The organism is Burkholderia sp. MSMB1588, assembly GCF_001546925.1.
GTDB lineage: Bacteria > Pseudomonadota > Gammaproteobacteria > Burkholderiales > Burkholderiaceae > Burkholderia > Burkholderia humptydooensis.
In genome coordinates, this window is record NZ_CM003770.1 from 2029861 (window position 1) to 2056826 (window position 26966).

17 protein-coding genes and 2 pseudogenes are annotated in these 26966 nt (G+C 69.2%); 12 read left to right on the top strand and 7 right to left on the bottom strand.

From position 1 onward, the window contains the following. Window positions 1–19 precede the first annotated feature (19 nt). Together WS92_RS08165 and WS92_RS08170 are read left to right on the top strand one after the other, a co-directional pair. Window positions 20–1612 (top strand): T6SS phospholipase effector Tle1-like catalytic domain-containing protein, encoded by a 1593-nt coding sequence (locus WS92_RS08165; RefSeq protein ID WP_061083828.1) that lies wholly within the window; start codon window positions 20–22, stop codon window positions 1610–1612. A gap of 210 nt (window positions 1613–1822) precedes the next feature. Next, window positions 1823–2155 carry a DUF2322 family protein gene (locus tag WS92_RS08170; RefSeq protein WP_015604015.1) on the top strand — a complete coding sequence of 111 codons (333 nt, stop codon included), beginning with the start codon at window positions 1823–1825 and terminating at the stop codon, window positions 2153–2155. 60 nt (window positions 2156–2215) lie between these two features. On the opposite strand, the gene WS92_RS08175 is transcribed toward WS92_RS08170, so the two are convergent. Together WS92_RS08175 and WS92_RS34460 are read right to left on the bottom strand one after the other, a co-directional pair. Beyond that, window positions 2216–4165 carry a M66 family metalloprotease gene (locus WS92_RS08175; protein WP_231755979.1) on the bottom strand — a complete coding sequence of 650 codons (1950 nt, stop codon included), beginning with the start codon at window positions 4163–4165 and terminating at the stop codon, window positions 2216–2218. A 228-nt stretch (window positions 4166–4393) separates the two neighbouring features. Further along, complete coding sequence (locus WS92_RS34460) at window positions 4394–4666, bottom strand: hypothetical protein (protein WP_141667994.1); 273 nt, start codon at window positions 4664–4666, stop codon at window positions 4394–4396. A 150-nt stretch (window positions 4667–4816) separates the two neighbouring features. On the opposite strand from WS92_RS34460, the gene WS92_RS08180 reads away from it, so the two are divergent. From WS92_RS08180 to WS92_RS37135, 3 genes and pseudogenes are all read left to right on the top strand, one after another. Beyond that, window positions 4817–6241, top strand: a complete 1425-nt coding sequence (locus WS92_RS08180; RefSeq protein WP_059933806.1) for a CoA transferase — start codon at window positions 4817–4819, stop codon at window positions 6239–6241. Window positions 6242–6297: 56 nt separating this feature from the next. After that, window positions 6298–6438: pseudogene (locus WS92_RS37130) on the top strand (SDR family NAD(P)-dependent oxidoreductase); the annotation flags it as partial. A gap of 75 nt (window positions 6439–6513) precedes the next feature. Continuing rightward, a pseudogene (locus tag WS92_RS37135) lies at window positions 6514–6720 on the top strand (aspartate racemase); the annotation flags it as partial. Window positions 6721–6773: 53 nt separating this feature from the next. Here the strand turns inward: WS92_RS37135 and WS92_RS08190 are convergent. Further along, the gene (locus WS92_RS08190; protein ID WP_015603344.1) at window positions 6774–7745 is read right to left on the bottom strand and encodes a LysR family transcriptional regulator; all 972 of its coding nucleotides are present in this window, start codon (window positions 7743–7745) and stop codon (window positions 6774–6776) included. A gap of 168 nt (window positions 7746–7913) precedes the next feature. On the opposite strand from WS92_RS08190, the gene WS92_RS08195 reads away from it, so the two are divergent. The 3 genes from WS92_RS08195 to WS92_RS08205 are packed head-to-tail and all read left to right on the top strand — an operon-like array spanning window position 7914 to window position 11665. Then, window positions 7914–9233 (top strand): MFS transporter, encoded by a 1320-nt coding sequence (locus WS92_RS08195; RefSeq protein WP_059933804.1) that lies wholly within the window; start codon window positions 7914–7916, stop codon window positions 9231–9233. A gap of 26 nt (window positions 9234–9259) precedes the next feature. Then, complete coding sequence (locus WS92_RS08200; RefSeq protein ID WP_059933801.1) at window positions 9260–10612, top strand: Zn-dependent hydrolase; 1353 nt, start codon at window positions 9260–9262, stop codon at window positions 10610–10612. A gap of 30 nt (window positions 10613–10642) precedes the next feature. Beyond that, entirely contained in the window at window positions 10643–11665 is a 1023-nt protein-coding gene (locus WS92_RS08205; protein WP_059933797.1) for a histone deacetylase family protein, read from the top strand. A gap of 326 nt (window positions 11666–11991) precedes the next feature. On the opposite strand, the gene WS92_RS08210 is transcribed toward WS92_RS08205, so the two are convergent. The 4 genes from WS92_RS08210 to cobA all read right to left on the bottom strand — a co-directional run bounded on the left by WS92_RS08210 (window position 11992) and on the right by cobA (window position 17423). Then, window positions 11992–14196, bottom strand: a complete 2205-nt coding sequence (locus tag WS92_RS08210; RefSeq protein ID WP_059933794.1) for a glucosidase family protein — start codon at window positions 14194–14196, stop codon at window positions 11992–11994. 597 nt (window positions 14197–14793) lie between these two features. Beyond that, on the bottom strand, window positions 14794–15855 hold the full coding sequence (locus WS92_RS08220; protein ID WP_059933789.1) for a CmpA/NrtA family ABC transporter substrate-binding protein: 1062 nt from the start codon (window positions 15853–15855) through the stop codon (window positions 14794–14796). An 18-nt stretch (window positions 15856–15873) separates the two neighbouring features. Continuing rightward, a complete protein-coding gene (locus WS92_RS08225) occupies window positions 15874–16470 on the bottom strand; it encodes an ANTAR domain-containing response regulator (protein ID WP_009915157.1) in 597 nt (198 codons plus the stop codon). A 110-nt stretch (window positions 16471–16580) separates the two neighbouring features. After that, complete coding sequence (cobA, locus tag WS92_RS08230) at window positions 16581–17423, bottom strand: uroporphyrinogen-III C-methyltransferase (protein ID WP_059933812.1); 843 nt, start codon at window positions 17421–17423, stop codon at window positions 16581–16583. Window positions 17424–18168: 745 nt separating this feature from the next. On the opposite strand from cobA, the gene WS92_RS08235 reads away from it, so the two are divergent. The 4 genes from WS92_RS08235 to WS92_RS08250 are packed head-to-tail and all read left to right on the top strand — an operon-like array spanning window position 18169 to window position 26852. Continuing rightward, window positions 18169–19494 (top strand): MFS transporter, encoded by a 1326-nt coding sequence (locus WS92_RS08235; RefSeq protein WP_059933786.1) that lies wholly within the window; start codon window positions 18169–18171, stop codon window positions 19492–19494. A 36-nt stretch (window positions 19495–19530) separates the two neighbouring features. Beyond that, window positions 19531–22146, top strand: a complete 2616-nt coding sequence (gene nirB / locus WS92_RS08240; protein WP_059933781.1) for a nitrite reductase large subunit NirB — start codon at window positions 19531–19533, stop codon at window positions 22144–22146. A 37-nt stretch (window positions 22147–22183) separates the two neighbouring features. Then, a complete protein-coding gene (gene nirD, locus WS92_RS08245) occupies window positions 22184–22534 on the top strand; it encodes a nitrite reductase small subunit NirD (protein WP_006027103.1) in 351 nt (116 codons plus the stop codon). A 43-nt stretch (window positions 22535–22577) separates the two neighbouring features. Beyond that, window positions 22578–26852, top strand: a complete 4275-nt coding sequence (locus WS92_RS08250; protein ID WP_059933809.1) for a bifunctional nitrate reductase/sulfite reductase flavoprotein subunit alpha — start codon at window positions 22578–22580, stop codon at window positions 26850–26852. The last annotated feature ends 114 nt before the right edge of the window (window positions 26853–26966 follow it).

The following is a 26966-nucleotide window of genomic DNA, read 5'->3' on the forward strand; positions in this document are numbered from 1 at the left end:
CTTTCCGACGAGAACGACGATGACGGTTCGACAGGCTGGCACCCCCATTACGAATGATGACCTGAAGCAGGTGGCAATTGATAGTGGTCTGATGGTGGCGCGCAGACAATGTCCCGCAGAAAAGGCGGATTTGGTTGCCTGTCGACTCTATCCGAGTCTGCCGTTCTTCTTCGATGGTACAAACAACAACATGGATCGGGATGTGCCGCTTAACAAGCATTCGAACGTCGCGAAGCTGTTCCGTATAACTAAAGATTCGATTCAATCGGATGTGCGGCGCACATATATTCCGGGTGTCGGGACGCCATTTAAATTCGAAAAGGTGGCCGGCTATACCGATCGTCTGAAAGACGATGAAGGTGGGGTGCTCGGGCTTGGGCTCGGCACTGGTGGTGACTTGCGCATCAAGTTCGCCCTCGCGGAGTTCTCTCGATTGCTCGAAGTTGAATGGGGACCGGGCTCATGGAAGCACATGCGCGAAATCACCGTGGCGATTTTCGGGTTTTCGCGGGGCGCAACGGAGGCACGAGCGTTTGCTCGTCGATTCGTGGAGCAGAAATGCAGTAAAGACGGCGGCAAGCTGTACTGGGCCGCTCCGAATGGCGTGCGCGTGCCGTTGCGTATCAACTTTATGGGGCTGTTCGATACCGTCGCTTCAGTGGGTGGTCCTGCCTTACATCTTGATTGGGCGTCGGAACTGGCGATCCCGGCCGAAGTGGAGCGTTGCGTGCACTATGTCTCGGCGCATGAGGTGCGACGAGCATTTCCGCTCGATTCGGTGCGCGTCGACAAGACCTATCCGGGCAACTGCGAGGAAGTCGTATATCCGGGCGTGCATTCCGATGTCGGCGGCGGTTACGGGCCGGAAGAGCAGGGGCGCGAGCAGGACTTGTCGTTGATTCCACTGCGACACATGTATGCAGAAGCTTTGCGGGCCGGCGTGCCATTGCAACCGCTAGACCAGATGGAGCCGAGATTTCGGGACGATTTCAAGCTGGCCGACGACGCTCGGATCGTGAAGTTATACAACGAGTATATGGCTGCGCTTCCGGCCGCGTTCGGCGATGGCCTCGAAGCGCTGATCCAACCGCACCGTTACCTGAACTTCCGGTGGCGCAGCGTTCTTGCTCGCAACCGTGCGGACGATCGCGTATTGGGTCGGCTCTATCAAAAAGTCGGCGCATCGTTTTGCGCGGCCGTGTCGGCCGGAACCGACGCTGACCACCCGCCATGCCAGCCGAACGAATGGGTCTATGACGTGCCGAAGGATCCCGAAGAGCAAGCCAGACAACTATTGGGCGAGCAGCGGCGGCTGGAGCGGCATATCGAGTTCCTGCGCAACCCGATCGAACGCCGCCCCGGCCCGCATAGCTACCCGCCGACCCCGCGCGAACTGACTCCATACGAAAAAATGATCCTGTCGGCGTGGGACGAGCAGGAGCCGCCTTTGCTGGCCGTCGATCAACTGCTGGCCGAATACGTTCACGATTCGGTTGCTGCATTCACGTCGTGGCCCTGTGCGCTATGGGATCAGCGGGGGATCTGGTGTGACCAGCGGCGCTATCTCGCGGAGAATGACCCGATGAATGCGGGGGATTTAGCAGTGGCGTAGGCTTTCGCCGATGTCAGAGTCATTACGGCTCGAACGTCGATAGAAGGGTCCACGCGGATCGCGTAGGCGGTGCGGACCGCGTGGCGTGGCGCGAGGCCACGCGCCGTAGTGACGAGGCGCTCGACGCGCCGCCCGCTCGTCAGCCACCCGGGACAATCGGCTACCATACGCCCCGCGCGATTTTTTTCCCGACCAGACGGAGCGTTTCCCGTGATTCAGCCAACGGAAGTATTCAAGGACAACCTCGCCCAACTGCCCGCGATCGACGGCATCGAGCGCATCGATCTCGTCGACGGCGGCGGCGCGGTGGTCGCGAGCATCGAGAACAAGCCGGGCAAGCAAGGCTCGCTGGCGGTCTATCACTATCTGCGCGACGCGTTCGGCACGCTCGACGCGCAAGCCGCCGAGCACGGCCTCGCGGTGTTCGCCGAACACACCGCCGACGCGCGCCATCGCCCCGGCGCGCATCCGAACGTCGACCGGCTGCTCGTGATCGCGGCGGGCGGCGACGCGCTGCGCATCGACGTCGTCGCGAGAGGCTGACGCGCTTCGTTCAGGCGATCGGTGCGCGCATGCGCGCACCGCGCCCGATCGTCCGTCACGTCACCGGCTGAGCAGCACCGTCGGGTTCGCCGGCATGCCGTTCCATACCATCGGCGTGTCGAGCAGTTCGATCTTGCCGATCCGCTTGTCGCCCGGCACGTTGATCGCCCACACGCGGAAGCTGCTGCCGCTGAGCGGATTGGCCGCGTTCGCGTCGTCGACGGTGGGCGTCCACCACGCGCGGAATCCGCCTTGCAGCACGCGGTATGTCTGGCTGCCGTCCGCATACGTGACGCGCAGCGTGTAATCGCAGCCGCTGCCTTTGCAATACCACGGGTACATGCCTTTATCGACGGTGATCGCCTGACGGTCCGCAGCGGAGGTCGGATCGAACGTCGCGATCAGGTTTCCGGTGTAGGAGAACGGCGGATAGATGTATGACGCGCCCGGAGACCCGGCCTTGCTGAAGCTCACGACGATCGTGTGGACCGGCACGCCGGTTTGCACGGGCAGATTCTGGTTGACGCCGTAGAGCCCCTTGTTGTCGGTCGTCGGCGTGTACGGCGCGCGCGCCTGCGCGGCCGCGTCCCACTTGCTGTAGCCGGTCGGCGACGCCGCGTCGGCCAGCACGCGCGATGCGATCCATGCCTGCATCCGGCCCGTGTTGTAGTCCGAGAACGTCGCGAACGGGTAGCCGCTCGACTGATCGCCGGCGCCGCCCTGCATCGGGTCCTGCTTGTAGCAGCGACCTTGCGCGTCGAGCTGATGCGAGCTCGCGCACTTCGCGTAGCTCGATGCGGTGGCGGGCACGAGCACGTCGAGGAACTCGCGGTGGTTCGGGGCGTAGCCCCACGCCGATCCGCTCAGGCTGCCGCCCGCATACGGATAGGCGCCTTTCGCGTACTCGTCGGCCGCGTGATTGAGGCCGAACGCGTGCCCCTGCTCGTGAATGAAGATGCCGGTGTACCGATGATCGCCGACCGCCGCGCCCGAGCCGACGCCGCCAAGGCCGCCGCCGAGGTTCGCGAACTTCCCGTTTGCGTTCAGCGCGATGAGCGGCGCGTAGTACTGCTCGTTGAGCGGGCCGTCGCCGTTCGCGGTGCGCATGCTCGTGATCAGCGTGAGCATCGCGCTCATCACGCCGTAGCCGTCTTTCTGCTGGTCGAGCGCGGTCACCGAATAGGCGGGCTGCGCGGCGCCCGTGCGGTCCGCGCGCGGGCCGACGACGACCGTCGCGAGGCTGAAGCGTCCGGCCGGGTGCGTGCGGACCTTCAGGTCGGCGGTCGGCCATTTCGCGAAAATCTCCTGCTGCGTGGCGGCGTCGGGCGCTTGCGTGGCCGACAGCGGCGGCGAATTGGTGTCGTCGGCGCCGAACAGGTAGAACGGCAGGATCGTCAACCGCACGTCGGCGTCGGTGCCGAACAGGGGCGCTTGCGCGACGCTCGACGTGTAGTTGGACGCCGACACGCTGAACGACACGCCCGGCACCATCCATGCGGCGGGCACGACGGCGCTCCATCGATCGGCCGCATACGCGCGGCCGTTGGATTCGGTCGGCGGCAGCGCGGACGGCGGGCTCAGCGCGAGCGCGCCGAGCTTCGCGCCGTCCTTCCACGCCTCCAGCACGGGCTGCGCCGCGTCGGCCTGGCCGATGGCGATCAACGCGAGCGCATCGCGCTTGCCGATCAGGCGCAGGCTCGCGCTCGCGTTCGGCAGCGTCCAGCTCAGGCCGCCGCTCGGTATCACGTGCGTTTGCGCGAATTCCATCCTGGCGATCGAGAGCTGGCTCGCGGACGTGCTGCTCGGCGCGGGCGCGGGTGTAGCGCCCGGCGTATTGCCTGTCGTATCGCCCGTCGTTCCCGCGGCGCCTGCCGCCGCCGCCGGCGTCAAGGGCGCGGCGGCGCCCGCGCTCGGCGCACTGGAGGAACCGTCGCCTCCGCATGCGGCGAGCAGCAGGGCGGAGAGCGAGGCGGCGAGGGCGGTTCGCGAGGCGAGGCGGCGGGATGTCATGTGCGTTGTGTCGTTGTCCGGAAAGGGATGGTCGGATGTGTCCGGCGAATCGGCGCTGGCGCGCGTGCCGCCTCTCCTCCTTTTCTCATCATTGGTGCTCGGGGCGGCAGGTCATGCGGAGCGCGAGACCTTGCGCATGATAAACACAATGCATCTCGATGACATTGACGTTTTTCCAGATCCGGACGTTCGATGCCGTGCGAAAACGTGGAGAGCGATGCGCGTCGTTCAAGAATGTTCAGAATGTCGAAGCATGTCGTGTGGCATGGGGTGGAGAGCTGCGTCATCGATGAAGCGAACGCCGAAGCGCGCATCGCATGATGCCGCCGCACGTCGGTCGCTCGGTGCCTCTTCATGGCGATTCGCGAAAAAGAAAATCGATTGTGTGAATCGGAATTCGATGCGTTTTTTTTCGATATCGAATCGTTGAAACTTTACGACAGCGCCGGAATGTGCCGGAAAGCGCCGGAATGATCGATGCGGCGCGATGCGCGCTTTCATGCCGGCGCGCAGGTGGGGCGCGCCGCCGGATGCGTTTTCAAGAAGCGCCGGGTGGAATCCGATAAAAATGACTTGATTCCCGGAATCAACGTTGACACTCGAGTTGCGCGGGAAATAATCTTGCTGCGATATCTTCGAGCCGAGGCGTTAATGTTCGATCTCTCTTCTTCATCCCAATCGGAGCAGTCCGGCCACGCGCGCACCGCCGCGTATCTGCGCGAAATCTGGCAGGCCGCGAACGGCGATCCCGATCTTCTGCATGCGCTCGATTTCAGCGGCGCGGGCGTGCTGCCGTCGGTCTTTCCGGTCACCGATTTCGCATCGGCCGCGATCGGCGCGGCGAGCGTCGCGCTCGCCGAGTTCGTGCATCGCGCGACCGGCACGCTGCCCGGCGTGCGCGTCGATCGCCGCTATGCATCGATCTGGTTCGGCACGTCGCTGCGCCCGCGCGGCTGGGACATGCCGCCTCTGTGGGACGCGATCGCGGGCGACTACCGCACGGCCGACGGCTGGATCAGGCTGCACACGAACGCGCCGCATCATCGCGACGCCGCGCTCGCCGTGCTCGCCGTGCTCGGCACGCGGCCCGACAGGCAGGCCGTCGCCCGCGCGGTCGAGCAGTGGCGCGGCGACGCGCTCGAATCGGCCGTCGTCGAGCACGGCGGCTGCGCGGCCGTCATGCATACGCAGGACGAATGGGCGCGTCATCCGCAAGGGCTCGCGGTGAGCGCGGAGCCGCTGATGATTCATGACGACGTGAGCGTCGACGGCAAGCGCCCCGCGTGGCCGACGTCGGCCGAGCGGCCGCTCTACGGCGTGCGCGTGCTCGACCTGACGCGCATCCTCGCGGGCCCGGTCGCGACGCGCTTTCTCGCGGGCTTCGGCGCGCAGGTGCTGCGCATCGATCCGATCGGCTGGGACGAGCCGGGCACGGTGCCCGAAGTGGTGCTCGGCAAGCGCTGCGCGCGCGTCGACCTGAAATCCGGCGAAGGGCGCGCGCTGCTGCGCCGCCTGATCGGCGAGGCCGACGTGATGGTTCACGGCTACCGGCCCGGCGCGCTCGACCGTCTCGGCTTCGACGCCGACGAACGGCGACGGATCAATCCGGGCCTCGTCGACGTATCGCTCGACGCGTATGGCTGGAGCGGGCCGTGGCGCGCCCGCCGGGGCTTCGACAGCCTCGTGCAGACGAGCGCGGGCATCGTGGCGGCGGGCATGCGCGAAACCGGCGGCGAGCGCCCGGTGCCGCTGCCCGCTCAGGCGCTCGACCACGGCGCGGGTTATCTGCTTGCGACCGCCGCGATTCGCGGCCTCGCGCGCCGGCTCGCGACGGGCGTCGGCGCGCGCATGCGCGCGTCGCTTGCGCGCACGGCGGTGCTGCTCGTATCGGGCGGCTCGCAGGAGGCGGACCGGCCGCCCATCGCGCGGGAGACGGCGGACGATCTCGACGCATGGAGCGAGCAAACGAGCTGGGGACCGGCGCAGCGCGTGCGCGCGCCGGTGGCGATCGAGCGCGCGCCGGTGCAATGGCCGCATCCGGCGCGTGCGCTTGGCACGTCGCCCGCCGAATGGTAGCGGGCAGACGGGCGCGGAAGCGGGTGCATTCGTTGCGGCCGCACGGGAGCATGCACATGGAACAGGTAATCGTAGTCAGCAGCGGCGGCACGGGAATCGGCCTGGCGACCGCGCGCCGTTTCACGCGGCAGCGCGCGCGCGTGGTGATCGTCGGCCGCCGCGCCGACGTGCTCGCGCGCGCGGCCGGGCAGATCGGCGATGCGTATCCCGACGCGGCGGCGGCCGCGTCGCCAGATTGTTCGTCGACGTCACGAACGATGCAGGGACGCACGATGAAAACGATTGGACTGATCGGCGGGATGAACTGGGAATCGTCGGCCGAATATTATCGACTGGTCAACCAGCACATGAGGGCGCGCCTCGGCGGGTGCCGCAACGCGCGCAGCATCATGGCCACGGTCTGCTTCGACGAGATCAAGACGCTGCAGCACGCGGGCGAGTGGGACGAACTGGGCCGCCTGATGCAGCAGGCCGCGCGGCCGGCGCGCAAGGCGTGATTCCCTGCGTGCCGCGATCGGCCGCGGTCCGCCGCTCAATGCAGCATCCCAAGCCGCTCCGCCATCGGATACCGCTGCACGTAGCGCTGAAACGCATCGATGAACACGTTCTCGGCCGCGTTCATCCGGCGCTCGCGGTTCCACATCAGAAAGATCTCGACGTCGAGCAGCCCTTCCTCCGGCGGCAGCCGCCAGAGCCGCTGGCGCGCGAGGTCGTCGCGCACGATGTGCTCGGGCAGGCAGCCGATGCCGTAGCCCGCGAACACGAGGCGGCGGATTTCGTCGAGGCTCGGCGATGTCGCGACGATGCGCCCGGTGAAGCCGCGCTGATCGCGGAACACGGTGAGCGGCGCGAGCGCGTCGCCAATCTGGTCACTGGTGAAGGAAACGAAATTCTCGGCGAGCAGATCCTCGATTTTCAGCGCCTGACGGCCGAACAACCGGTGGTGACGCCCGCAAAACATTGCATAGCGTTGTCGCAAAAAACTGCGTAATTCGATTTTATCGACCGGCGTTCGACATAATGCGAGCCCGCAAGTCGCGGTTTTCTGCAATAAAGAAGAAAGGATATCCGCCGAGCGCATCACTTCGACGTGCAGATCGACCCGTGGATAAGTGCGGCGGAACTCGGCGAGGAATTCGTCGTAGACGGGCGATTCGACGCGGCTCACGCACAGCAGGCGCACCGAGCCGATCAGCTCGCCGCCGCGGTCGTCGAGCTCGTTGTCGAGCCGCGACATGTGGCCGTAGATGTCGGTCGCGATCCGGTAGACCTCCTCGCCCGCGCGCGTCGGCAGGAACTGCGCGCCGCGCCGCTGGATCAGCGTGCGGCCGAGCGAACCCTCGAGCCGCTTGAGCGCCTGGCTCACCGCCGGCTGCGTCAGGTGCAGGCGCGCGGCCGCGCGGCTGATGCTGCGCTCCTGCATGATCGCCAGATACGTGCGCAGCAGATTCCAGTCGAGGCGGTCCATCAGAACGCGTGAAACATGGCTTCGAATATTCGGCATTTATTTTTACTCCAGAGAAACGATTTTGCATCGTAGAACTGGATTAATGAAATTTATTCGAAAGATAATAACTTAGAATTTGACCGATTAATCCCGGTGCGCGATAAAACGCCCATTTGCCGAATCCGGGCGATTCGGCCGGGCGGACATTTCAGCGAGGAGGTTGCATTGAACCGGGGCATCCCACCGAGCCCGCCGGCGCGCCAGCCGCGCCGTGCGGCCGGCGCCGCGTTCGTCGGCACGATGATCGAGTGGTACGACTTCTACATCTACGCGAACGCGGCCGCGCTCGTCTTCGGCGAGCTGTTCTTCCCGTCGCACGATCCGTTCACGAGCACGATGGCGTCGTTCGCGACGTTCGCGGTCGGCTTCTTCGCGCGCCCGTTCGGCGGACTCGTCTTCGGCCACCTCGGCGACCGGATCGGCCGCAAGAAGGCGCTGATGACGACGCTCGCGATGATGGGCGCGGCGACCGTCTGCGTCGGCCTGCTGCCGAGCTACGAGCGCGTCGGCCTGCTCGCGCCCGCGCTGCTCGTGCTGCTGCGGATCGTGCAGGGCGTCGCGGTGGGCGGCGAATGGGGCGGCGCGGTGCTGATGGCGGGCGAGCACGCGCCGTACGGGCGGCGCACGTTCTTCGCGTCGTTCGCGCAGCTCGGCAGCCCGGCCGGGCTCATCCTGTCGCTCGTCGCGTTTCGCGCGGTCGCGTCGATGGAGCACGATGCGTTCATGTCGTGGGGCTGGCGGCTGCCGTTTCTCGCGAGCGTGGCGCTGCTCGCGGTCGGCGTGTTCGTTCGGCTGAAGGTCGACGAATCGCCCGAGTTCGCGCACGAGAAGACGATGGCGCGCACCGTCGCGCGGCCGATCGCCGAGGTGCTGCGCACATCGCGCGCGATGCTGCTGTTCTGCCTGTGCGCGAACACGATCGGCATCGCGGGGCTGTATTTCACGAACACGTTCATGATCGCATTCACGACGCAGCACGTCGGCGTGACGAAATCGCTGATCCTCGATTGCCTGTTCATCGTCGCGATCATCCAGTTCGTGTCGCAGCCGATCGCCGCATGGCTCGCCGGCAAGCTCGGCGACGCGCGCTTTCTCAAGCTCGCCGCGCTGTTCGCGATGGCGTCGCCGTATCCGATGTTCGTGCTCGTGCAGACCGGGCGCCTCGTGCCGATGGTGGCCGGCATCGCGATCGCGACCGTGTTTCTCGCCGGCTTCTATTCGGTGATCGCGGGTTTCGTGAGCGGCGCGTTCCCGACGCGCGTCCGCTATTCGGCGATCTCGATTTCGTACCAGATGTGCGGCGCGATCGCGGGCGGGCTGACGCCGCTCGCCGGCACGTGGCTCGCGCACCGGTTCGCCGGGCAGTGGTGGCCGCTCGCGGTGTTCTACACGTGCCTCGCGGCGTTGTCGCTCGTCGGCGTGATCGCGCTCGATGCGCACCGCCATCGGCGGGCCGACGTCGCCGACGCCGTGCTCACGCGCTGATTCGGAACAAAAGGAGGAATGCCTCAGTGTGGGAAATTGACGGTACGCGGCTCTGGAACAGCCTGACGGAGCTCGCGCAAATCGGCGGCACCGCGCGCGGCGGCGTGCGCCGGCTCGCGCTGACCGACGCCGACCGGCGCGGCCGCGAGCGCTTCGCGCAATGGTGTCGCGAAGCGGGGATGACGGTGCGCGTCGATGCGATCGGCAACCTGTTTGCCCGGCGCGCCGGCGCGGATGACGCGCAGCCGGCCGTGCTCGTCGGCAGCCATCTCGACACGCAGCCCGAAGGCGGCCGCTTCGACGGCGCTTACGGCGTGCTCGCCGGGCTCGAGCTCGTGCGCACGCTGAACGATCGCGGAATCGTCACCGGCAAGCCGATCGAGATCGTGTCGTGGACCAACGAGGAGGGCGCGCGCTTCACGCCGGCGATGCTCGGCTCGGCGGTGTTCACCGGCGCGCTGCCGCTCGACGCGGCGCTCGCCGCGCGCGATGCGGACGGTGTCACGCTTGCCGAGGCGCTCGACGCGTGCGGCTATCGCGACGCGCTGCGCACGGCATGGCTGCGCGGCGCGCATGCGGCGCGCAGCCCGGAGCCGGCGCTCGCGCAGTTGCGCGAACGCGTCGATGCGTACTTCGAAGCGCACATCGAGCAGGGCCCGGTGCTGGAGCGGCACGGTGCGGCGATCGGCGTCGTCACGGGCGGACAGGCGATCCGCTGGCTCGACGCGACCGTGACGGGCGTCGCCGCGCACGCGGGCACGACGCCGATGCCGTATCGGAAGGACGCGCTCGTCGCGAGCGCCGAGATCGCGCTCGCGATCGAAGCGCTCGTCGCGCGCCATGCGCCCGACGCGCTCGCGACGATCGGGCAGGGCGCGATCGACAATGCGTCGCGCAACACGATCGCCGGGCGCGTCGCGTTCGGCATCGACCTTCGTCATCCTGACGATGACAGGCTCGACGCGATCGAGCGCGAGCTGCGCGACGCGTGCGCGCAAATCGCCGGGCGTCGCGGCGTCGCGGTCGACATCGGCGTGCATTGGTCGAGCCCAGCGACGCCGTTCGATCCGGCGTGCGTCGCGCTCGTCGACGCGGCCGCGCGCCGCTGCGGCTACGCGCACGAGCGGATCGCGAGCGGCGCCGGGCACGACGCGATCCGTCTCGCGCGCTGCGTGCCGGCCGCGATGGTGTTCATTCCGTGCGTCGGCGGGCTGTCGCACAACGCGGCCGAGCGCGCGCTGCCCGAGCACGTCGAGGCGGGCGCGAACGTGCTGCTCGGCGCGGTGCTCGCGCGCGCCGGCGTGCGCGAGCACGCGGCGCAATCGACGCAGTCGGCGCATGCGGGCGCGCACGCGGACACCGCCGCGCAGCCGCATTGACCGATCGATCCTGGAACGAACCGAGTTCGCATGCTGACTTATTTTCATCCGGACCAACTGAAGCACAGTCCGCTCACCTATCTGTCGCGCGGCAAGATGCGCGCGCCGCACGAGGTGCCCGAACGGGCCGTGCGGCTGCTCGACGCCGCGAAATCGCTCGGCTTCGACGTGCGCGCGCCCGAGGACTTCGGCACGGCGCCGCTCGCGGCCGTGCACAGCGAGCCGTACCTGCGCTTTCTTGCCGGCGCGCATCGCGAGTGGCGGCGCATCCCGGAGGACTGGGGGCCCGAGGTGATCTCGAACATCTACGTGCGCGAGCCGAATCCGCTGCGCGGCGTGCTCGCGCAGGCGGCGCGCTATCTCGTGGACGGCAGTTGTCCGATCGGCGAGCACACGTATCGCGCCGCGTACTGGTCCGCGCAGAGCGCGCTCGCCGGCGCGGCGGCGCTCGGCCGCGGCGCGCGCGACGCGTACGCGCTCTGCCGTCCGCCCGGCCATCATGCGCGCCGCGACGCGGCGGGCGGCTTCTGCTATCTGAACAACGCGGCAATCGCCGCGCAGGCGCTGCGCGCCGGCCACGCGCGCGTCGCGATCCTCGATACCGACATGCATCACGGCCAGGGCATCCAGGAGCTGTTCTACGATCGCGACGACGTGCTGTACGTGTCGATCCACGGCGATCCGACGAACTTCTATCCGGCCGTCACCGGCTACGAAGCGGAGCGCGGAGCGGGGCGCGGCGAAGGGTTCAACGTGAACCTGCCGATGCCGCACGGCTCAGCCGAACCGGTGTTCTTCGCGCAGCTCGAGCGCGCGAAGGCGATCGTCGAGCGTTTCGCGCCCGACGTGCTGGTGTTCGCGCTCGGCTTCGACGTGTATCGCGAGGACCCGCAGGCGAAGGTCGCTGTGACGACCGAGGGCTTCGGGCGGCTCGGCGCGCTCGTCGGCGGATTGCGCGTGCCGACGCTGATCGTGCAGGAAGGCGGCTATCACCTCGATACGCTCGAGCGCAACGCCGCCGCATTGTTTCGCGGTTATCAGGCGGCGCGCTGATCGCGTCCGCCGGAGCGTCGGGGCGGCGAAGCCGCCGCCGCCCCGACGCTCGACCGGTTTCGTTGGTTCGGCACTAGTGGCTGATCGAGGCTAGTGCGCCGCCCGCCATCTGGAGGTGGCCCTTGGATGCAGGCGGATTTTGCCGCGCGATCGCTCGCGCGGCTTTTCTCTTTTTGCGCCGCGCTTTCGGGCGCGGCGGCGAACGCGCAGCCGCTCGATGTCGCGCTCGATGCCGCGCCGCTCCGATCGAGCCGGCGCGGCGGGCCGCTCTCATGCGAGGCGGTTTCGACTGCGGCGTGTCATCGAACGATCGCTCGCCCGAGCGATCACGAAGCCGCGCCTTTCACTGCGTTCGCGGCATTCGCGGCGCCCACGCCGTTCCCCGCTGCCGCGTCCGTCGAGTCGCGCTGCGGCGCGTCGCCGCCGGCTCCGCGCGCCTCCCACCAGTACTTGCCCGCACGCAGTTGCGGGTCCCGGATCGCCAGATATGTCGTGCTCCACAATTGCGCGGCGTTCGCTTCGGTCGCGTCGGCGCTGCGCGTGCCGAACGCCTCCGTCTGGTATTGCCCGTTCGCGTATGACCACGACCACATCTCGGTCGAGCGCATGTCCTTCGCGCTCGCGATCGCCTGCCAGATCTGCTGCCGCGCCTGCGTGAGCAGCGTGCGCAGGTCGCCCGGCAAATCGGTGCGCGCGAGCTGCCGGTCGAGGCCCGCGGCCCACATCGCCTGCTGCCACGACCAGATCACCGTGCCGTGATATGCGGAGTTCGTGAAGCGCGGCCACAGCGTCGGGGCCGCATACGCCGGATTCGCGATCAGCATGCCGACGTCGGTCACGAGACCGACCGGGAATGGACGCATCACGTCGGTGACGATGCGTGCGAGCAGCGCCGGCGGCGGATCGCCGAACAGCAGCACGAAGCCGCCGTCCGAATGCATGATCGGAATCGGGTTGCCGTTCGCGTCGAGCGCGATCGCATCGAACTGCAGCGCCGTGTTCGGCACCGTGCCGGCCGGCACGCCCGCTTGCGGCGCGTAAGCGGCGAGCTTCGCGCGCGCGTCGTCCGGCGTGACGGCGACCTGGAAGTACGGCGGCGCGGCGCGTTCCCAGACGGCCGCCGCCGCGCCTGCGTTCGCGAGAACGGCGCGCTGGTCGGCGCTCAGATACGGGTCGAGCAGCCCGCGCGCGAGGAAGTTGCTCGTCGCGCGCAGCGCGGCCGGCACGAGCGCGACGTTGACGTCGTACGGGTAGACGCCGCCGCCGATGCCGTCGGTGCTGTCGCGCCAGTTGCCGACGATCTCGCCCGGGCGCAGCCGGATCAGGTTCGCGGCGAGCGCCTGCTGCGCGAACGGCTGCGCGGTCTGCGCGACGCGCAGCAGATTGGCGACGAAGCGGCTGCCGTTGGTCGCGCCATCGCCGCCCTTTTGCGCGAGATACGCGGCGGCGCGCGCCTGCCCGCGCGGATCCTCGATCAGCCAGTCCTCCATGATCGGCGCGAGCATGTAGTCGCCGTCGATCATCTTGTAGTCGTAGGTCGGCGTCGGATCGTTCGGGCGGCCGTGCTTCCGGTTGTCGATCAGCGCGAATTCGCCGATGCCTTCCTCGTGCGCGACCTTGCCGTCCGCGGACAGGCGGCTCAGCACCGAGCCGAGCCCGGCCTCGATCACGTCGGGCTGCAGCACGGGCATCAGCATCCGCACCGAGATCAGCGTGTCGCGGCCGAAGTAGGTGTCGTACTGCCACGAGCCCGCGAGCAGCTTGTCGCTGAAGCTCAGGAATTCGAACACGTTCTGGCTCAGCGGATCGGGGTTGACGGCCGACGTGAACAGATTCGCGCGCGTGATCGGCTGCAGCGGCGTCTCGCCGCTGAACGCCTCGATCCGCAGCCGCAGCGTCGGCGCGCCGGACGATGATTGCAGCAGCAGCTTGCCGGCGCCGTCGGCGGCGATCGCGCCGCCGTCGATCACCGTGACGCGCAGCGCGTAGCCCGGCGCGCCGTCGACACGGTTGCGCTGCCAGAGCGCGACGTTGCTCGACACGGACGGCTGCGCGACGATGTCGGACGGCACGGTCGCGCCGCCGTTGTAGTCGCGCAGGAAGCGCACGGAGCTCAGCAGCGCCTGCCGGATCGACAGGCTGCTCACGTCGGCCGACACGTCGACGCCGATGCCGTACAGCGTCCGGCCCGACGCGTCCTGCATGGTGGCAGGCGCGATCGGCGTGTCCTGGCTCCAGTTGACGGGCTGCGGCGTGTCGTCGAACCAGAGGCCCGCGCCGCTGTTGCCGGCCGGAAACACGACGAGCAGGCGCGGCTTCGTCGACGAGCGCATCAGCAGATGCGCGGCGATCTTGTCCTGCCGGTAGAACGCGTTGATCTGCCCGCCGCGGTCGAGCCGGAACACGAGCGCGGACGCGGACGGTTCGCCGCCGCCCGAGATGTCGTCGTGATCGGAACAGCTTGCGAGAAAGGCAATGAAAAAGGCGAATAAATAACTGAAGACTTTCCTCGTATCAAGACGCGCCTTCATATCTCCTCCATTTGCTCTTGGGCAAGGGAAATTGTGTCGGTGGGTCCGGTGAGCGGACGTTGCCTGACGGGCGAAAGCACTGCTGAATGACGCTTGAATCGGGATGCTCGGTGCGAGACGACCGGATGCGCGCGGGGGCCTGACGGATGCGGATCGCGGCGTGCTGATGCAGCAACGTGCGGTTGCATGCTAAACCATTCGTCACAGGAATGGGGCGCGAATGGGTATTGCCTTTTGCGTCTTCAATGTATCGAGTTGTTAATGATTCAAACGAGCGCGCATTAAAAATGCGGAATTTGGTAATCGATCCCGCTTAATTCGCGTGAAACCGTAGCGCGCGGTCGCGGCGAATCGTCTGTCGATCCGATGGGTGAACAGGAACGTGCTCGTCGGGCTGAAACGGCGGGAACGTCCCGCTCGCGTCGAATCTGGCGATTTCGCCGTTTTCGCGCTGCCGCTGCGAATCGGCGAGCGCATCGGAGGCCGGCATGCGCTGAAGATCCGCGCACATGATTCGAGCGGCGATGCGTCGAAGTTTGCGGTGCGTTCGCGATGTGGCCGAGTGAGCATGCGCGCATGCATGCGGCGCGCGCCGCGTCAATCGACGCCCCGCACTCCCGCGAGCGCGACCGCTTCGTCATAGATCGCCGTCTGCGCGACGCCGTTCGCGATCGCCGCATCGTCGACGTCGCCGCTCAACATCCCCCAGCGCCGATACTGCGACAGGAACCACAGGCCGTCGCTCGCCGCCGGCCGGTTCGCCGTTCCGTTCGAGTAGAAGCGGATCGGCGCGGGCGGCTGCGCGAACGGCCCCGCGCCGTAATCCCCGAGCAGCCGCGGCGCGATCTGCTCGACGGGCACGCCGATCGCGTCCGGCTTTGCGAGCCACTGGGCCGCCCGCATCCGATGCGCCGGATCGTCGAGCCACGCGCACGCGTCGAGCAGCGTGCGCACGAGCAGCCGCGCGGCATTCGGATACAGCGCGACGAATTCGCGCCGGCACGCGAGCGCCTTCTCCGGATGATCGCGCCACACTTCGCTCGTCGCCGCGACCGTGCGGCCCGCGCCGCACGCCTCGGCGACCGCGTTCCACGGCTCGCCGACGCACAGTCCGTCGAGCTCGCCCGCCGCGAGCGCGCCGACCATCTCCGGCGGCGGAATCACGACGCTGCGGATGTCGCGCAGCGGATCGACGCCATGCGACGCGAGCCAGTGATACAGCCACATCGCATGCGTGCCGGTCGGGAACGTCTGCGCGAACACGGGGCGCCGGCCGAGCGTCGCGAGCGCGGCCTTCAGGTTGCCGGACGCGCGGTGCGCGTCGGCGAGCCGGTTCGAGAACGTGATCGCCTGGCCGTTGCGGTTCAGCACCATCGGCACCGCCATCTCGGCGCGCGGCCCGCCGATGCCGAGCTGCACGCCGTAGACGAGCCCGTACAGCGCATGCGCCGCGTCGAGCTCGCCCGACAGCAGCTTGTCGCGGATGCTCGCCCACGACGGCTGCCGGCAAAGCTCGAGCGTGAGGCCGTAACGTTCGCCGAGTTCGAGCCGCTTCGCCGCGACGAGCGGCGCCGCGTCGCTGAGCGCGACGAAGCCGATGCGCAGACGGCCGCGTTCGGGCGCGTCGGGAGTCGCTTGGTTGATGCGCGCTGGGTCCATGCTGAGTGCACCTTAGGGTCAAGATTGCGAGTGCGCCGCGAGCAGCCGGCGGGCCGCCTCGACGATCCGGATGCCCTGATCCATCGCGCTGCGGCGCAGCGTCGCGTACGCGTCCTGCTCGGACAGCTTGCGGCGGTCCATCAGCATGCGCTTCGCGCGGTCGATCAGCTTGCGCTCCGCGAGCTCGAGCTCGACGTCGGCGAGCCGCTTGCGCAACTGCTCGTCGTGCGAGAAGCGCGCGAGCGCGACTTCGAGAATCGGCGCGAGCCGCCCGGCGGACAGCCCTTCGATCAGATACGCGCTCACGCCCGCGCCGACCGCCGCGCGGATCAACCGCTGGTCGGCGTCGTGGCTGAACATCAGCACGGGGCGCGGCGCGGTCGCGTTCATCACCGCGAGCTGCTCGAGCGTGTCGCGCGACGGCGATTCGGTGTCGATGATCACGACGTCCGGGCGCTGCTCCTCGACGGCCGCGGGCAGCCGCGCGGGCGTCGCGACCTCGTCGAGCATCTCGTAGCCGAGGCGCGCGAGCGTGTCGCGCAGCTCGCCGAGCGGCTTGTCGGTATCGGTGACGAGCAGCACCCGCAGCCGGGAGGAAGGATCGGTCGATTCCATGTGTCGGACGGAAGCGGCGGGCGCGTTGCGGCGGCGCCCGCCCATGCTCTTGTGTTGACTACTACACCATACGCGCGCGCACGCGGCGCGCAACCGCCGGCTGGCGCGGCTCAGGCCGCGTGGCAGACCGGCGGGCGATCGAGCGCGCATGCGGCGGCGTGCGAGGCGTGTGCGGCATGCACGCCGTCCGAACCAGCGGGCGCCGTCGCGTCCCGCGCCGCGCAAGCGCCGCCGATTGCGAGCGCTTCGCCGATCGCGCGGCCGACGAGGATCACGGCCGGGCTGCCGAGCCCCGCTTCGGCCGCACCCGACGCGAGGCGGCCGAGCGCGCCGGTCCAGCGCCGCTCGGCCGGCGTGCCCGCCCATTGCACGACGGCGGCGGGCGTCGCGGCGTCGAGCGCCGAGAGCAGGCCCGCCGCGAGCCGCTCGATGCGGCTCATCCCCATGTAGATCGCGAGCGTCGTGCCGGTTGCGGCAAGGCTTGCCCAGTCGGGCTCGCCGTGGTCCTGCCGGTGTGCGGTGACGAACGTCACGCCCTGGCAGTGATCGCGGTGCGTGAGCGACACGCCGAGGCTCGCCGCGGCCGCGAAGCCCGACGATATCCCGTTGACGATCTCGACCGGCACGCGCGCCGCGCGCAACGCGGCGAGCTCCTCGCCCGCGCGGCCGAACAGCAGCACGTCGCCGCCCTTGACGCGCACGACGTGCGCGCCGCGCAGCGCGTAGCGGCACATCAGCCGCTCGATGAACGCCTGCGGCGTCGAGCGGCAGCCGCCGCGCTTGCCGACGCGGATCACGCGCGCTTGCGGCGCGAGCGCGACGATGTCCGGATTGACGAGGTCGTCGAGCAGCAGCACGTCGGCGGCCGCGAGCGCCTTCGCCGCCTTCAGCGTCAGCAGGTCCAGATCGCCGGGGCCGGCGCCGAGCAGCGTGACTTTGCCCATCGTGTTCATCTTCGTATCCCCATGCCGTGCGCGCGGCGCGTTCGCGGCAAATGCGCTTCGCCAAAAAAAGAACGGTGTCCTGCGCATCCGGCCGACGAATCGGCCGGACGCGTGGGACACCGTTGTCCAATTGGACCGTCCGTCGGCGGACGATCCGGAAGAAGTCATGCGATGCGGCACCGGCGCCGTTGCCGATGACGCTTCACGTTGAGCAATATCCGGGCCAGCGCCGCTCGCGCGCCCGGTGACGCGGGGCGGCGGCTTCGCGCGTCGTGTCGTGCAGGCGAGGGCGGTGCGTCGGGGGGCGTCGGGGGCGTCGGGGACATCGTGCGCGTCAGCCGCGGTGGTCGGTTGGTCATCGATGGGCGTGCAAGCCGCCGCGGCGGCTAGGGCGCGGCGCGCGGACCGCCCCGTCGCCGCACCGGTTCAGCACCGGTTCAGCACCGACCTGTCGCACGCCGACAGTGCTGCATCGCACCAGATCTGTGCTTCGCTGCCTCATCGCGCATCGTCGGCGCGCGGCGCGAAACCAGTGCAATCGCGTGCAATCGGGCGCAATCCCGCGCGGCATCAAGCTTTGCAGCGACTGGCACGGCGCTTGCTGAGCGATCGACGGGCGACTCAACGACGATTCGCTTCGCAGCACCGAATACCGATCCGCCCGGCAACGGGCTTCCTGGGCAACGGCGTCCTACGCATCCGGTCACTCGACCGGGTTCGCAGGGCGCCGTTTTCGTTTGGTGAGACAACTCCGATGTCCGACAAAGCCACCCGCATCGATCTTCTCGACTGGCGCACCGCGCCGATGCGCGCGTTCCATCTGACGTGGATCGCGTTCTTCGTGTGTTTCTTCGCGTGGTTCGCGTGCGCGCCGCTGATGCCGCTGATCGCCCGCGAATTCAGGCTGAGCGCGGACCAGGTCGCGAACGTCAACATCGCCGCCGTTGCGGCGACGATCGCGGTGCGGCTCGTCGTCGGTCCGCTGTGCGACCGCTTCGGCCCGCGCCGCGTCTATGCGGGCCTCCTCGCGCTCGGCGCGATTCCGGTGTTCGCGGTGACGTTCGCGCACGATTACCCGACGTTCCTGCTGTGCCGGCTCGGCATCGGCGCGATCGGCGCGAGCTTCGTGATCACGCAGTACCACACGTCGGTGATGTTCGCGCCGAACGTCGTCGGCACCGCGAACGCGGCGGCGGCCGGCTGGGGCAACGCGGGCGCGGGCGCCGCGCAGGCGGCGATGCCGCTTCTCGTCGCCGCCGCGCTGCTGCTCGGGCTGCCCGACGCGTGCGCGTGGCGCGCGGCGCTCGCGGCGCCGGGCATCGCGATGCTCGTGATGGCGATCGTCTACTGGCGCGGCACGCAGGACTGCCCGCAGGGCGATTTCGTCGCGCTGCGCGCGCGCGGCGTGACGATCGACTGCGGCAAGAAGGGCGGTTTCGCGAGCTTCGCCGCCGCGTGCGCGAACTACCGTGTGTGGATGCTGTTCGTCACGTATGGCGCGTGCTTCGGCGTCGAGGTGTTCATGCACAACATCGCCGCGCTCTATTACGTCAATCACTTCCAGTTGTCGCTGAGGGACGCGGGCCTCGCCGCCGGCATCTTCGGCCTTCTCGCGCTTTTCGCGCGCGCGCTGGGCGGCTGGCTGTCGGACCGCGTGGCCGCGCGCCGCGGGCTCGACGTGCGCGCGACGCTGCTGTTCGCGCTGATCGTCGGCGAAGGGCTCGGGCTGCTGGGGTTCGCGCACGCGGGCAGCGTGCCGGCCGCTGTCGTCGCGATGGTCGCGTTCGGCCTCTTCACGCATATGGCGTGCGGCGCGACCTACGCGCTCGTGCCGTTCATCGATCGCCGCGCGCTCGGCGGCGTCGCGGGGATCATCGGCGCGGGCGGCAACGTCGGCGCGGTCGCGGCCGGCTTCCTGATGAAAGGCGTCGGCGATATCCAACAAACGCTCACGCTGCTAGGCCTATTCGTCACCGTTTCGGCGTTCTGCGCGCTCGCGGTACGGTTCAGCGCCGAGCACAAGGCGCGCGAGGCGGCGCTGCGCGAGCGCGCGCTCGCCGCGAGCGGCTTCACGCATTGACGAACGGCTTCACGGATCAACAAAAGGGCATTCATCATGAAAATCGTCGTCATCGGTCACGGGATGGTCGGTCACAAGCTGCTCGAATGCATCGCGGCCGGCGCGCAGGGCGCGAGCGCCGCGCCGCAGGTCGCGGTGATCTGCGAAGAGCCGCGCCCCGCGTACGATCGCGTTCACCTGTCCGAATTCTTCGCCGGCAAGTCCGCCGATGATCTGTCGCTCGTCGAGCCGGGCTTCTTCGAGCATCACCCGAACTTCCGCCTGCTGCTGAACACGAAGGCGGTCGCGATCGACCGCGGCGCGCGCACGGTCGCGCTGTCGACGGGCGAGACGCTCGCGTATGACAAGCTCGTGCTCGCCACCGGCTCGACGCCGTTCGTGCCGAGCGTGCCGGGCCGCGAGCGCGCCGGCTGCTTCGTCTACCGGACGATCGAGGACCTCGAGGCGATGCGGGCCTGCGGCGCGCGCGCGAAGTCGGGCGTCGTCGTCGGCGGCGGGCTGCTCGGCCTCGAATGCGCGAAGGCGCTGCGCGACATGGGGCTCGCCGCGCACGTCGTCGAGTTCGCGCCGCGGCTGATGGCCGTGCAGGTCGACGAAGGCGGCGGCCGGATGCTGCGCGAGAAGATCGAGGCGCTCGGCGTGCAGGTGCACACGGGCAAGAACACGCTCGAGATCGTCGACGGCGAGACGGGCGCGCACCGGATGGCGTTCGCCGACGGCACGCATCTCGACACCGACATGATCGTGTTCTCGGCGGGCATCCGGCCGCGCGACGAGATCGCGCGCGCGTGCGGGCTCGAGATCGGCCCGCGCGGCGGCGTCGCGATCGACAGCGGCTGCCGCACGAGCGACGCGAACGTCTACGCGATCGGCGAATGCGCGGCGTGGAACGGCCAGACGTTCGGCCTCGTCGCGCCCGGCTACGACATGGCGCGCGTCGTCGCGCGGCGGCTCGCGGGCGGCGACGACGCGTTCACCGGCGCGGACCTGAGCACGAAGCTCAAGCTGATGGGCGTGGACGTCGCGAGCATCGGCGACGCGCACGGCAAGACGCCCGGCAGCCGCGCGTACCAGTTCGCCGACGAGCGCCGCGGCGTCTACAAGAAGCTCGTCGTGTCCGAGTGCGGGAAGACATTGCTCGGCGCGGTGATGGTCGGCGACGCGGCCGATTACGGCACGCTCTTGCAGATGATGCTGAACCGGATCGAGCTGCCGCAGGCGCCCGAATTCCTGATCCTGCCGCAGGCGGACGGCGCGGCGAAGCCGGCGCCCGGCGTCGGCGCGCTGCCCGACGCCGCGCAGATCTGCTCGTGCAACAACGTGACGAAGGCGCAACTGTGCGAAGCGGTGGCGCAGGGTGCGACGAGCATCGGCGCGCTCAAGGGCTGCACCGGCGCGGGCACGTCGTGCGGCGGCTGCGTGCCGCTCGTCACGCAGGTGATGAAGGCGGAGATGAAGAAGCACGGCCTCGACGTGAACAACCATCTGTGCGAGCACTTCCCGTATTCGCGGCAGGAGCTCCATCACCTGGTGCGCGTCGAGCGGATCAAGACGTTCGGCGCGCTGTTGAGCAGGCACGGGCGCGGCCTCGGCTGCGACGTCTGCAAGCCGGCCGTCGCCGGCATCCTCGCGTCGTGCTGGAACGAGTTCGTGCTGAAGAAGGAGCACGCGTCGCTGCAGGATTCGAACGACTACTACCTCGCGAACATCCAGCGCGACGGCACGTATTCGGTCGTGCCGCGGATGCCGGGCGGCGAAGTCACGCCGCAAGGGCTGATCGCGGTCGGCCAGGTCGCGCAGAAGTTCGGCCTCTACACGAAGATCACGGGCGGCCAGCGCGTCGATCTGTTCGGCGCGCGCGTCGAGCAACTGCCGCTCATCTGGGAAGAACTGATCGCGGCCGGCTTCGAATCGGGCCACGCATACGGCAAGTCGGTGCGCACCGTGAAATCGTGCGTCGGTTCGACGTGGTGCCGCTACGGCGTCGGCGATTCGGTCGGCCTCGCGATCGAGCTCGAGAACCGCTACAAGGGCCTGCGCGCGCCGCACAAGCTGAAGTTCGGCGTGTCCGGCTGCACGCGCGAATGCGCGGAGGCGCAGGGCAAGGACATCGGCGTGATCGCGACCGAGAAGGGCTGGAACCTGTACGTGTGCGGCAACGGCGGGATGAAGCCGCGCCACGCGGAGCTGCTCGCGGCCGACCTCGACCGCGCGACGCTCGTGCGCTACGTCGACCGCTTCCTGATGTTCTACATCCGCACGGCCGACCGCCTGCAGCGCACGAGCGTGTGGCGCGAGAACCTCGAAGGCGGGCTCGACTACCTGATCGACGTGGTCGTGCACGACAGGCTCGGGCTCGCGGCGGAGCTGGAAGCGGAGATGCAGCACGTCGTCGATACGTACGAATGCGAATGGAAGCGGGCCGTCACCGATCCGGCGACGCGCCGGCGCTTCCGCCATTTCATCAACAGCGACGCGCCCGATTCGACGATCGCGTTCGTCGAGGCGCGCGGCCAGATCCGCCCGGCGACGCTGGACGAGCGCGATGCGGCCGGCCCGGGCGGCGCGCGCGCCGTGCGCGCGGCACAGATGCCCGCCGAAGCGCGCACCGAAGCGCAACCCGCAGTGCAAACCGAAACCGAGACGGCCTGAGCGCGCCGTCTTCGTCAGCCAACGCTAGGAGATCGCCATGAACAACCCACGTCATGCATCCGCGTGGACGCCCGTCTGCGCACTCGACGAGATCGTGCCGAATACCGGCGTGTGCGCGCTCGTCAACGGCGAGCAGATCGCCGTGTTCCATGTCGACGCCGGCGACGGCGGCCGCGCGTTCGCGATCGGCAACGTCGATCCGCATTCGCACGCGGCCGTGCTGTCGCGCGGGCTGATCGGCAGCCTCGGCGAGCGGATCGTCGTCGCATCGCCGCTCTACAAGCATCACTTCGACCTGCGCACGGGCGAGTGCGTCGAGGCGCCGGACAAGTCGGTGAGCGCGTATCCGTCGCGCGTCGAGGACGGCTACGTGTGGGTCGCGGCGTAACGCGCCGCATCGGCCGATGGCGACGAAGCGAGGCGAGGCGAACGTGACGGGCGCGAGCGTGAAGACCGTGTGCCCATACTGCGGCGTCGGCTGCGGGATGGTGCTGCACGTCGAGGGCGGCGAGGTGGTCAAGGTGTCCGGCGACGCCGAGCATCCGACCAATTTCGGGCGTCTGTGCACGAAGGGCTCGTCCGCGCACGTCGCGCTGCGCAACGCGGGCCGGCTGGAGCGCGCGTTCGTGCGCGACGCGCGCGACCGCGATCCCGCGCCCGTGCCGATCGCCGACGCGATCGCGCAGACCGCGCGCCGGCTGCGCGCGGCGCTCGACGCGCACGGCCCCGACGCGCTTGCGTTCTACGTGTCGGGGCAGATGTCGCTCGAAGCGCAGTACCTCGTCAACAAGCTCGCGAAAGGCTACGTGCGCACGCCGCACATCGAATCGAACTCGCGGCTCTGCATGGCGAGCGCGGGCAGCGGCTACAAGCTGTCGCTCGGCGCGGACGGCCCGCCCGGCTCGTACCAGGATTTCGACTGCGCGGACCTGTTCTTCGTGATCGGCTCGAACATGGCCGACTGCCATCCGATCCTGTTCCTGCGGATGATGGATCGCGTGAAGGCGGGCGCGAAGCTCGTCGTCGTCGATCCGCGCCGCACCGCGACGGCCGAGAAGGCGGACCTGTTCCTGCAGATCCGGCCGGGCACCGATCTCGCGCTGCTCAACGGCCTGCTGCATCTGCTGCACGCGAGCGGCAGGACCGACGCCGAATTCATCGCCGCGCACACCGAAGGCTGGGACGCGATGCCGGATTTTCTCGGCAGCTACACGCCGCAGCGGGTCGCCGCGATCACGGGCCTCGCCGAGGCCGACATCCGGCTCGCCGCGCAATGGATCGGCGACGCGCGCGAATGGACGAGCTGCTGGACGATGGGGCTCAACCAGAGCACGCACGGCACATGGAACACGAACGCGATCTGCAACCTGCATCTCGCCACGGGCAAGATCTGCCGGCCGGGCAGCGGGCCGTTCTCGCTGACCGGGCAGCCGAACGCGATGGGCGGCCGCGAGATGGGCTACATGGGGCCGGGGCTGCCCGGCCAGCGCTCGGCGCTCGACGGCGACGACCGCCGTTTCGCCGAGGACGTATGGGGGCTGCCCGCCGGCACGATTCGCCCGGACGCGGGCGGCGGCGCCGTCGACCTGTTCGCGAAGATGGCGGCGGGCGACGTGAAGGCGTGCTGGATCATCTGCACGAATCCGGCCGCGACCGTCGCGAACCGCAAGAACGTGATCGCCGGGCTGCAGGCGGCCGAGGTCGTGATCGTGCAGGACGCGTTCCTCGACACTGAGACGAACCGCTACGCTGACATCCTGCTGCCCGGCGCGCTGTGGGCGGAAGCCGAGGGCGTGATGATCAATTCGGAGCGCAACCTGACGCTGATGCGGCAGGCGGTCGAGCCGCCCGGCGACGCGTGGCCGGACTGGCGGATCGTCGCGGCGGTCGCGCGCGAGATGGGCTACGGCGACGCGTTCGACTATGGTTCGGCTGCCGAAGTATTCGATGAGATCCGGCGCTTCGCGAATCCGAAGACGGGCTACGACCTGCGCGGCGCGAGCCATGCGGCGCTGCGCGATGCGCCGCTGCAATGGCCGTGTCCGCCGGACGGCGGGCAGAACCGCCATCCGGTCCGCTACCTGAACGACGGCACGAGCCGGACGCGCGTGACGCTGCCCGACGGCCGCGTGCCGCGGATCGCATTCCCGACGCCGACCGGCAAGGCGCGCTTCCACGCGCGGCCGCACGTCGCGCCGGCCGAGATGCCGACGCCCGAATTCCCGATCGTGCTGAATACGGGGCGCCTGCAGCATCAATGGCACACGATGACGAAGACGGGCAAGGTCGCGATGCTGAACAAGCTCAATCCGCGTCCGTTCGTCGAGATCCATTCGGACGACGCGGCCGCGCTGTCGATCGCCGCGAAGGACGCGGTGGAGATCCGCTCGGCGCGCGGCCGCGCGGTGCTGCCCGCCGTCGTCACGGATCGCGTGCAGCCAGGCGCGTGCTTCGCGCCGATGCACTGGAACGACGTCTACGGCGACGATCTGTGCGTGAACGCGGTCACGAACGACGCGGTCGATCCGGTGTCGCTGCAGCCTGAACTCAAATTCTGCGCGGTCGCGCTCGCGCGCGTCGACGCGCCGGGCAACGCGGACGCCGGGGGCGACGTCGAGGCGGACGACCGCGCTCGCGCGCCGCGCGCCGCATGGCACGAAGCAACCAGCTCGCACGAAGCCGATGCGCACGCCGCGCGCGAAGCGGCCCGCGCCGCCGCCGCCTCCGAGGAACCCGACATGTCCGACATCGACCCCTTCGCCGCGCTGCTCGGCGTTCCCGCCGCGGCGAGCGCGCCGCAGCTCACCGATGCGGAGCGCGTCTACGTCGCGGGCTTCGTGAGCGGGCTGCGCTCGGCCGAGGGGCGGCGTGCGGCTGGCGTGCCCGTGCTGCCCGCGAGCGCGCCGTTCGATGCGAGGGCGCGTCTGTGGGTCGACGGGCTGCTCGCCGGGCTGTTCAGCCGCGCGCCGGGCGGCGCGGCGGCGCGCGTGGACTCGCTCGTCGACGCGCGCGCGGATGCGGCGCAGCCGGCAGCGCGCGCGGCCGTCGATGCGCCGAGCGTGCCGAGCGGCGTGCGGATCGTGCGCGCGCGGCCGAAGGTGGTGCTGCTGTGGGCGTCGCAGACGGGCAACGTCGAATCGCTGACCGAGCGCTACGCGACGCAACTGATGGACTCGGGCTTCGAGATCCGCGTCGCGTGCATGGCCGACTATCCGGCCGCGTCGCTCGCGAAGGCGCAGTACGCGCTGCTGATGACGAGCACGTTCGGCGACGGCGACGCGCCCGACAACGGCCAGGATTTCTGGGCGGCGCTCCTCGCGGAGGACGCGCCGCGCGCCGACGGGCTGCGCTACGCGGTGCTCGCGTTCGGCGACCGCAACTACGACCAGTTCTGCGGCCACGGCCGCCGGCTCGATGCGCGGCTCGCCGCGCTCGGCGCGACGCGGCTCGTCGAGCGCGTCGACTGCGACGCCGAATTCCAGCCGGCCGCCGACGCATGGCTCGAGCGCGCGATCGCGCGGATCAAGGAAGAGGATGCGGCGCTGCACGCGGTGCCGGCGGACGGGATGATTCCGTCGGGCGCGATTCCGACGAAGACGCGTCCGGCCGCGTCGCGGCTCGTCGCGAACCTGCGGCTCAACGAGCCGGGCGCGGCGAAGGATACGCGCTGCGTGTCGCTGTCGACGGACGGCGCGGCGCTCGAATACGAAACGGGCGACGCGCTCGGCGTGTGGCCGGCGAACTGCCCGGAGCTCGTCGACGAGCTGCTGACGCTCACGCGCCTGAAGCCGGACGCGCCGGTGGCGGTCGCGGGCGTGGGCGAGCTGCGGCTTGCCGACGCGCTCGCGAAGCATCTCGACATCACGCGGCCGCATCCGGACGCGCTCGCGTTCGTCGCGTCGCGCAGCCGCTCGGGCGAAGCGCTCGCGCGCCTGCTCGGCGACGACCGCAAGGCCGACCTGAAGCAGTGGCTATGGGGCCAGCAGCTCGCCGACGTGCTGCACGAGTTTCCACTGGAGCTCTCGGCGGCCGAGCTCGTCGGCATGCTCAAGCGCCTGCAGCCGCGGCTCTATTCGATCGCGTCGAGCCCGAACGCGCATCGCGGCGAGATCCACCTGACGGTGTCGGCCGTGCGCTACGGCAACGGGCGGCGGCAGCGCAAGGGCGTCGCGTCGACGTTCCTCGCGGACCGCGCGGCCGACGCGCCCGTGCCGGTGTTCGTGCAGAAGTCCGCGCATTTCCGGCCGCCGGCGGGTGGTGACGTGCCGATCGTGATGGTCGGACCGGGCACGGGCATCGCGCCGTTCCGCGGCTTTTTGCACGAGCGCCGCGCGCGCGGCGCGAAAGGGCGCAACTGGCTGTTCTTTGGCGAGCAGCACGCGGACACCGATTTCTATTACCGCGACGAGCTCGCGCAGATGCGCGCGGACGGCTTTCTCACGCGGCTCGACGTGGCGTTCTCGCGCGACCAGACAGAGAAGATCTACGTGCAGGACCGGATGGTCGAGCAGGGCGCGGCGCTGTGGGCGTGGCTCGAGGAGGGCGCGCATTTCTACGTGTGCGGCGACGCGTCGCGCATGGCGAAGGACGTCGACGCGGCGCTGAAGACAATCGTCGCGCGGCATGGAGGGATGACCGACGAGCAGGCGGCGGACTACGTCGCGCGGCTCGCGAAGGACAAGCGTTATGCAAGAGACGTTTATTGAAGCGGGCGCGCCGCGCGACGGCGGCGCGGCGACGCCGAGGAACACGGCTTACGTGGGGCCGGCGCAGATGTACGGGCGCAGGCGGCGGGTGCGCAGCCGCGCCGCGCGGGAGGC

What these genes read in the sequence shown, in the direction of transcription:
- WS92_RS08165 (WP_061083828.1), top strand. Translation starts at nt 20, where the DNA reads ATGACGGTTCGACAGGCTGGCACCCCCATTACGAATGATGACCTGAAG.
- WS92_RS08175 (WP_231755979.1), bottom strand. Translation starts at nt 4,165, where the DNA reads ATGACATCCCGCCGCCTCGCCTCGCGAACCGCCCTCGCCGCCTCGCTC.
- WS92_RS34460 (WP_141667994.1), bottom strand. Translation starts at nt 4,666, where the DNA reads ATGAAAGCGCGCATCGCGCCGCATCGATCATTCCGGCGCTTTCCGGCA.
- WS92_RS08180 (WP_059933806.1), top strand. Translation starts at nt 4,817, where the DNA reads ATGTTCGATCTCTCTTCTTCATCCCAATCGGAGCAGTCCGGCCACGCG.
- WS92_RS08190 (WP_015603344.1), bottom strand. Translation starts at nt 7,745, where the DNA reads ATGCCGAATATTCGAAGCCATGTTTCACGCGTTCTGATGGACCGCCTC.
- WS92_RS08205 (WP_059933797.1), top strand. Translation starts at nt 10,643, where the DNA reads ATGCTGACTTATTTTCATCCGGACCAACTGAAGCACAGTCCGCTCACC.
- WS92_RS08210 (WP_059933794.1), bottom strand. Translation starts at nt 14,196, where the DNA reads ATGAAGGCGCGTCTTGATACGAGGAAAGTCTTCAGTTATTTATTCGCC.
- WS92_RS08220 (WP_059933789.1), bottom strand. Translation starts at nt 15,855, where the DNA reads ATGGACCCAGCGCGCATCAACCAAGCGACTCCCGACGCGCCCGAACGC.
- WS92_RS08225 (WP_009915157.1), bottom strand. Translation starts at nt 16,470, where the DNA reads ATGGAATCGACCGATCCTTCCTCCCGGCTGCGGGTGCTGCTCGTCACC.
- cobA (WP_059933812.1), bottom strand. Translation starts at nt 17,423, where the DNA reads ATGAACACGATGGGCAAAGTCACGCTGCTCGGCGCCGGCCCCGGCGAT.
- WS92_RS08235 (WP_059933786.1), top strand. Translation starts at nt 18,169, where the DNA reads ATGTCCGACAAAGCCACCCGCATCGATCTTCTCGACTGGCGCACCGCG.
- nirB (WP_059933781.1), top strand. Translation starts at nt 19,531, where the DNA reads ATGAAAATCGTCGTCATCGGTCACGGGATGGTCGGTCACAAGCTGCTC.
- nirD (WP_006027103.1), top strand. Translation starts at nt 22,184, where the DNA reads ATGAACAACCCACGTCATGCATCCGCGTGGACGCCCGTCTGCGCACTC.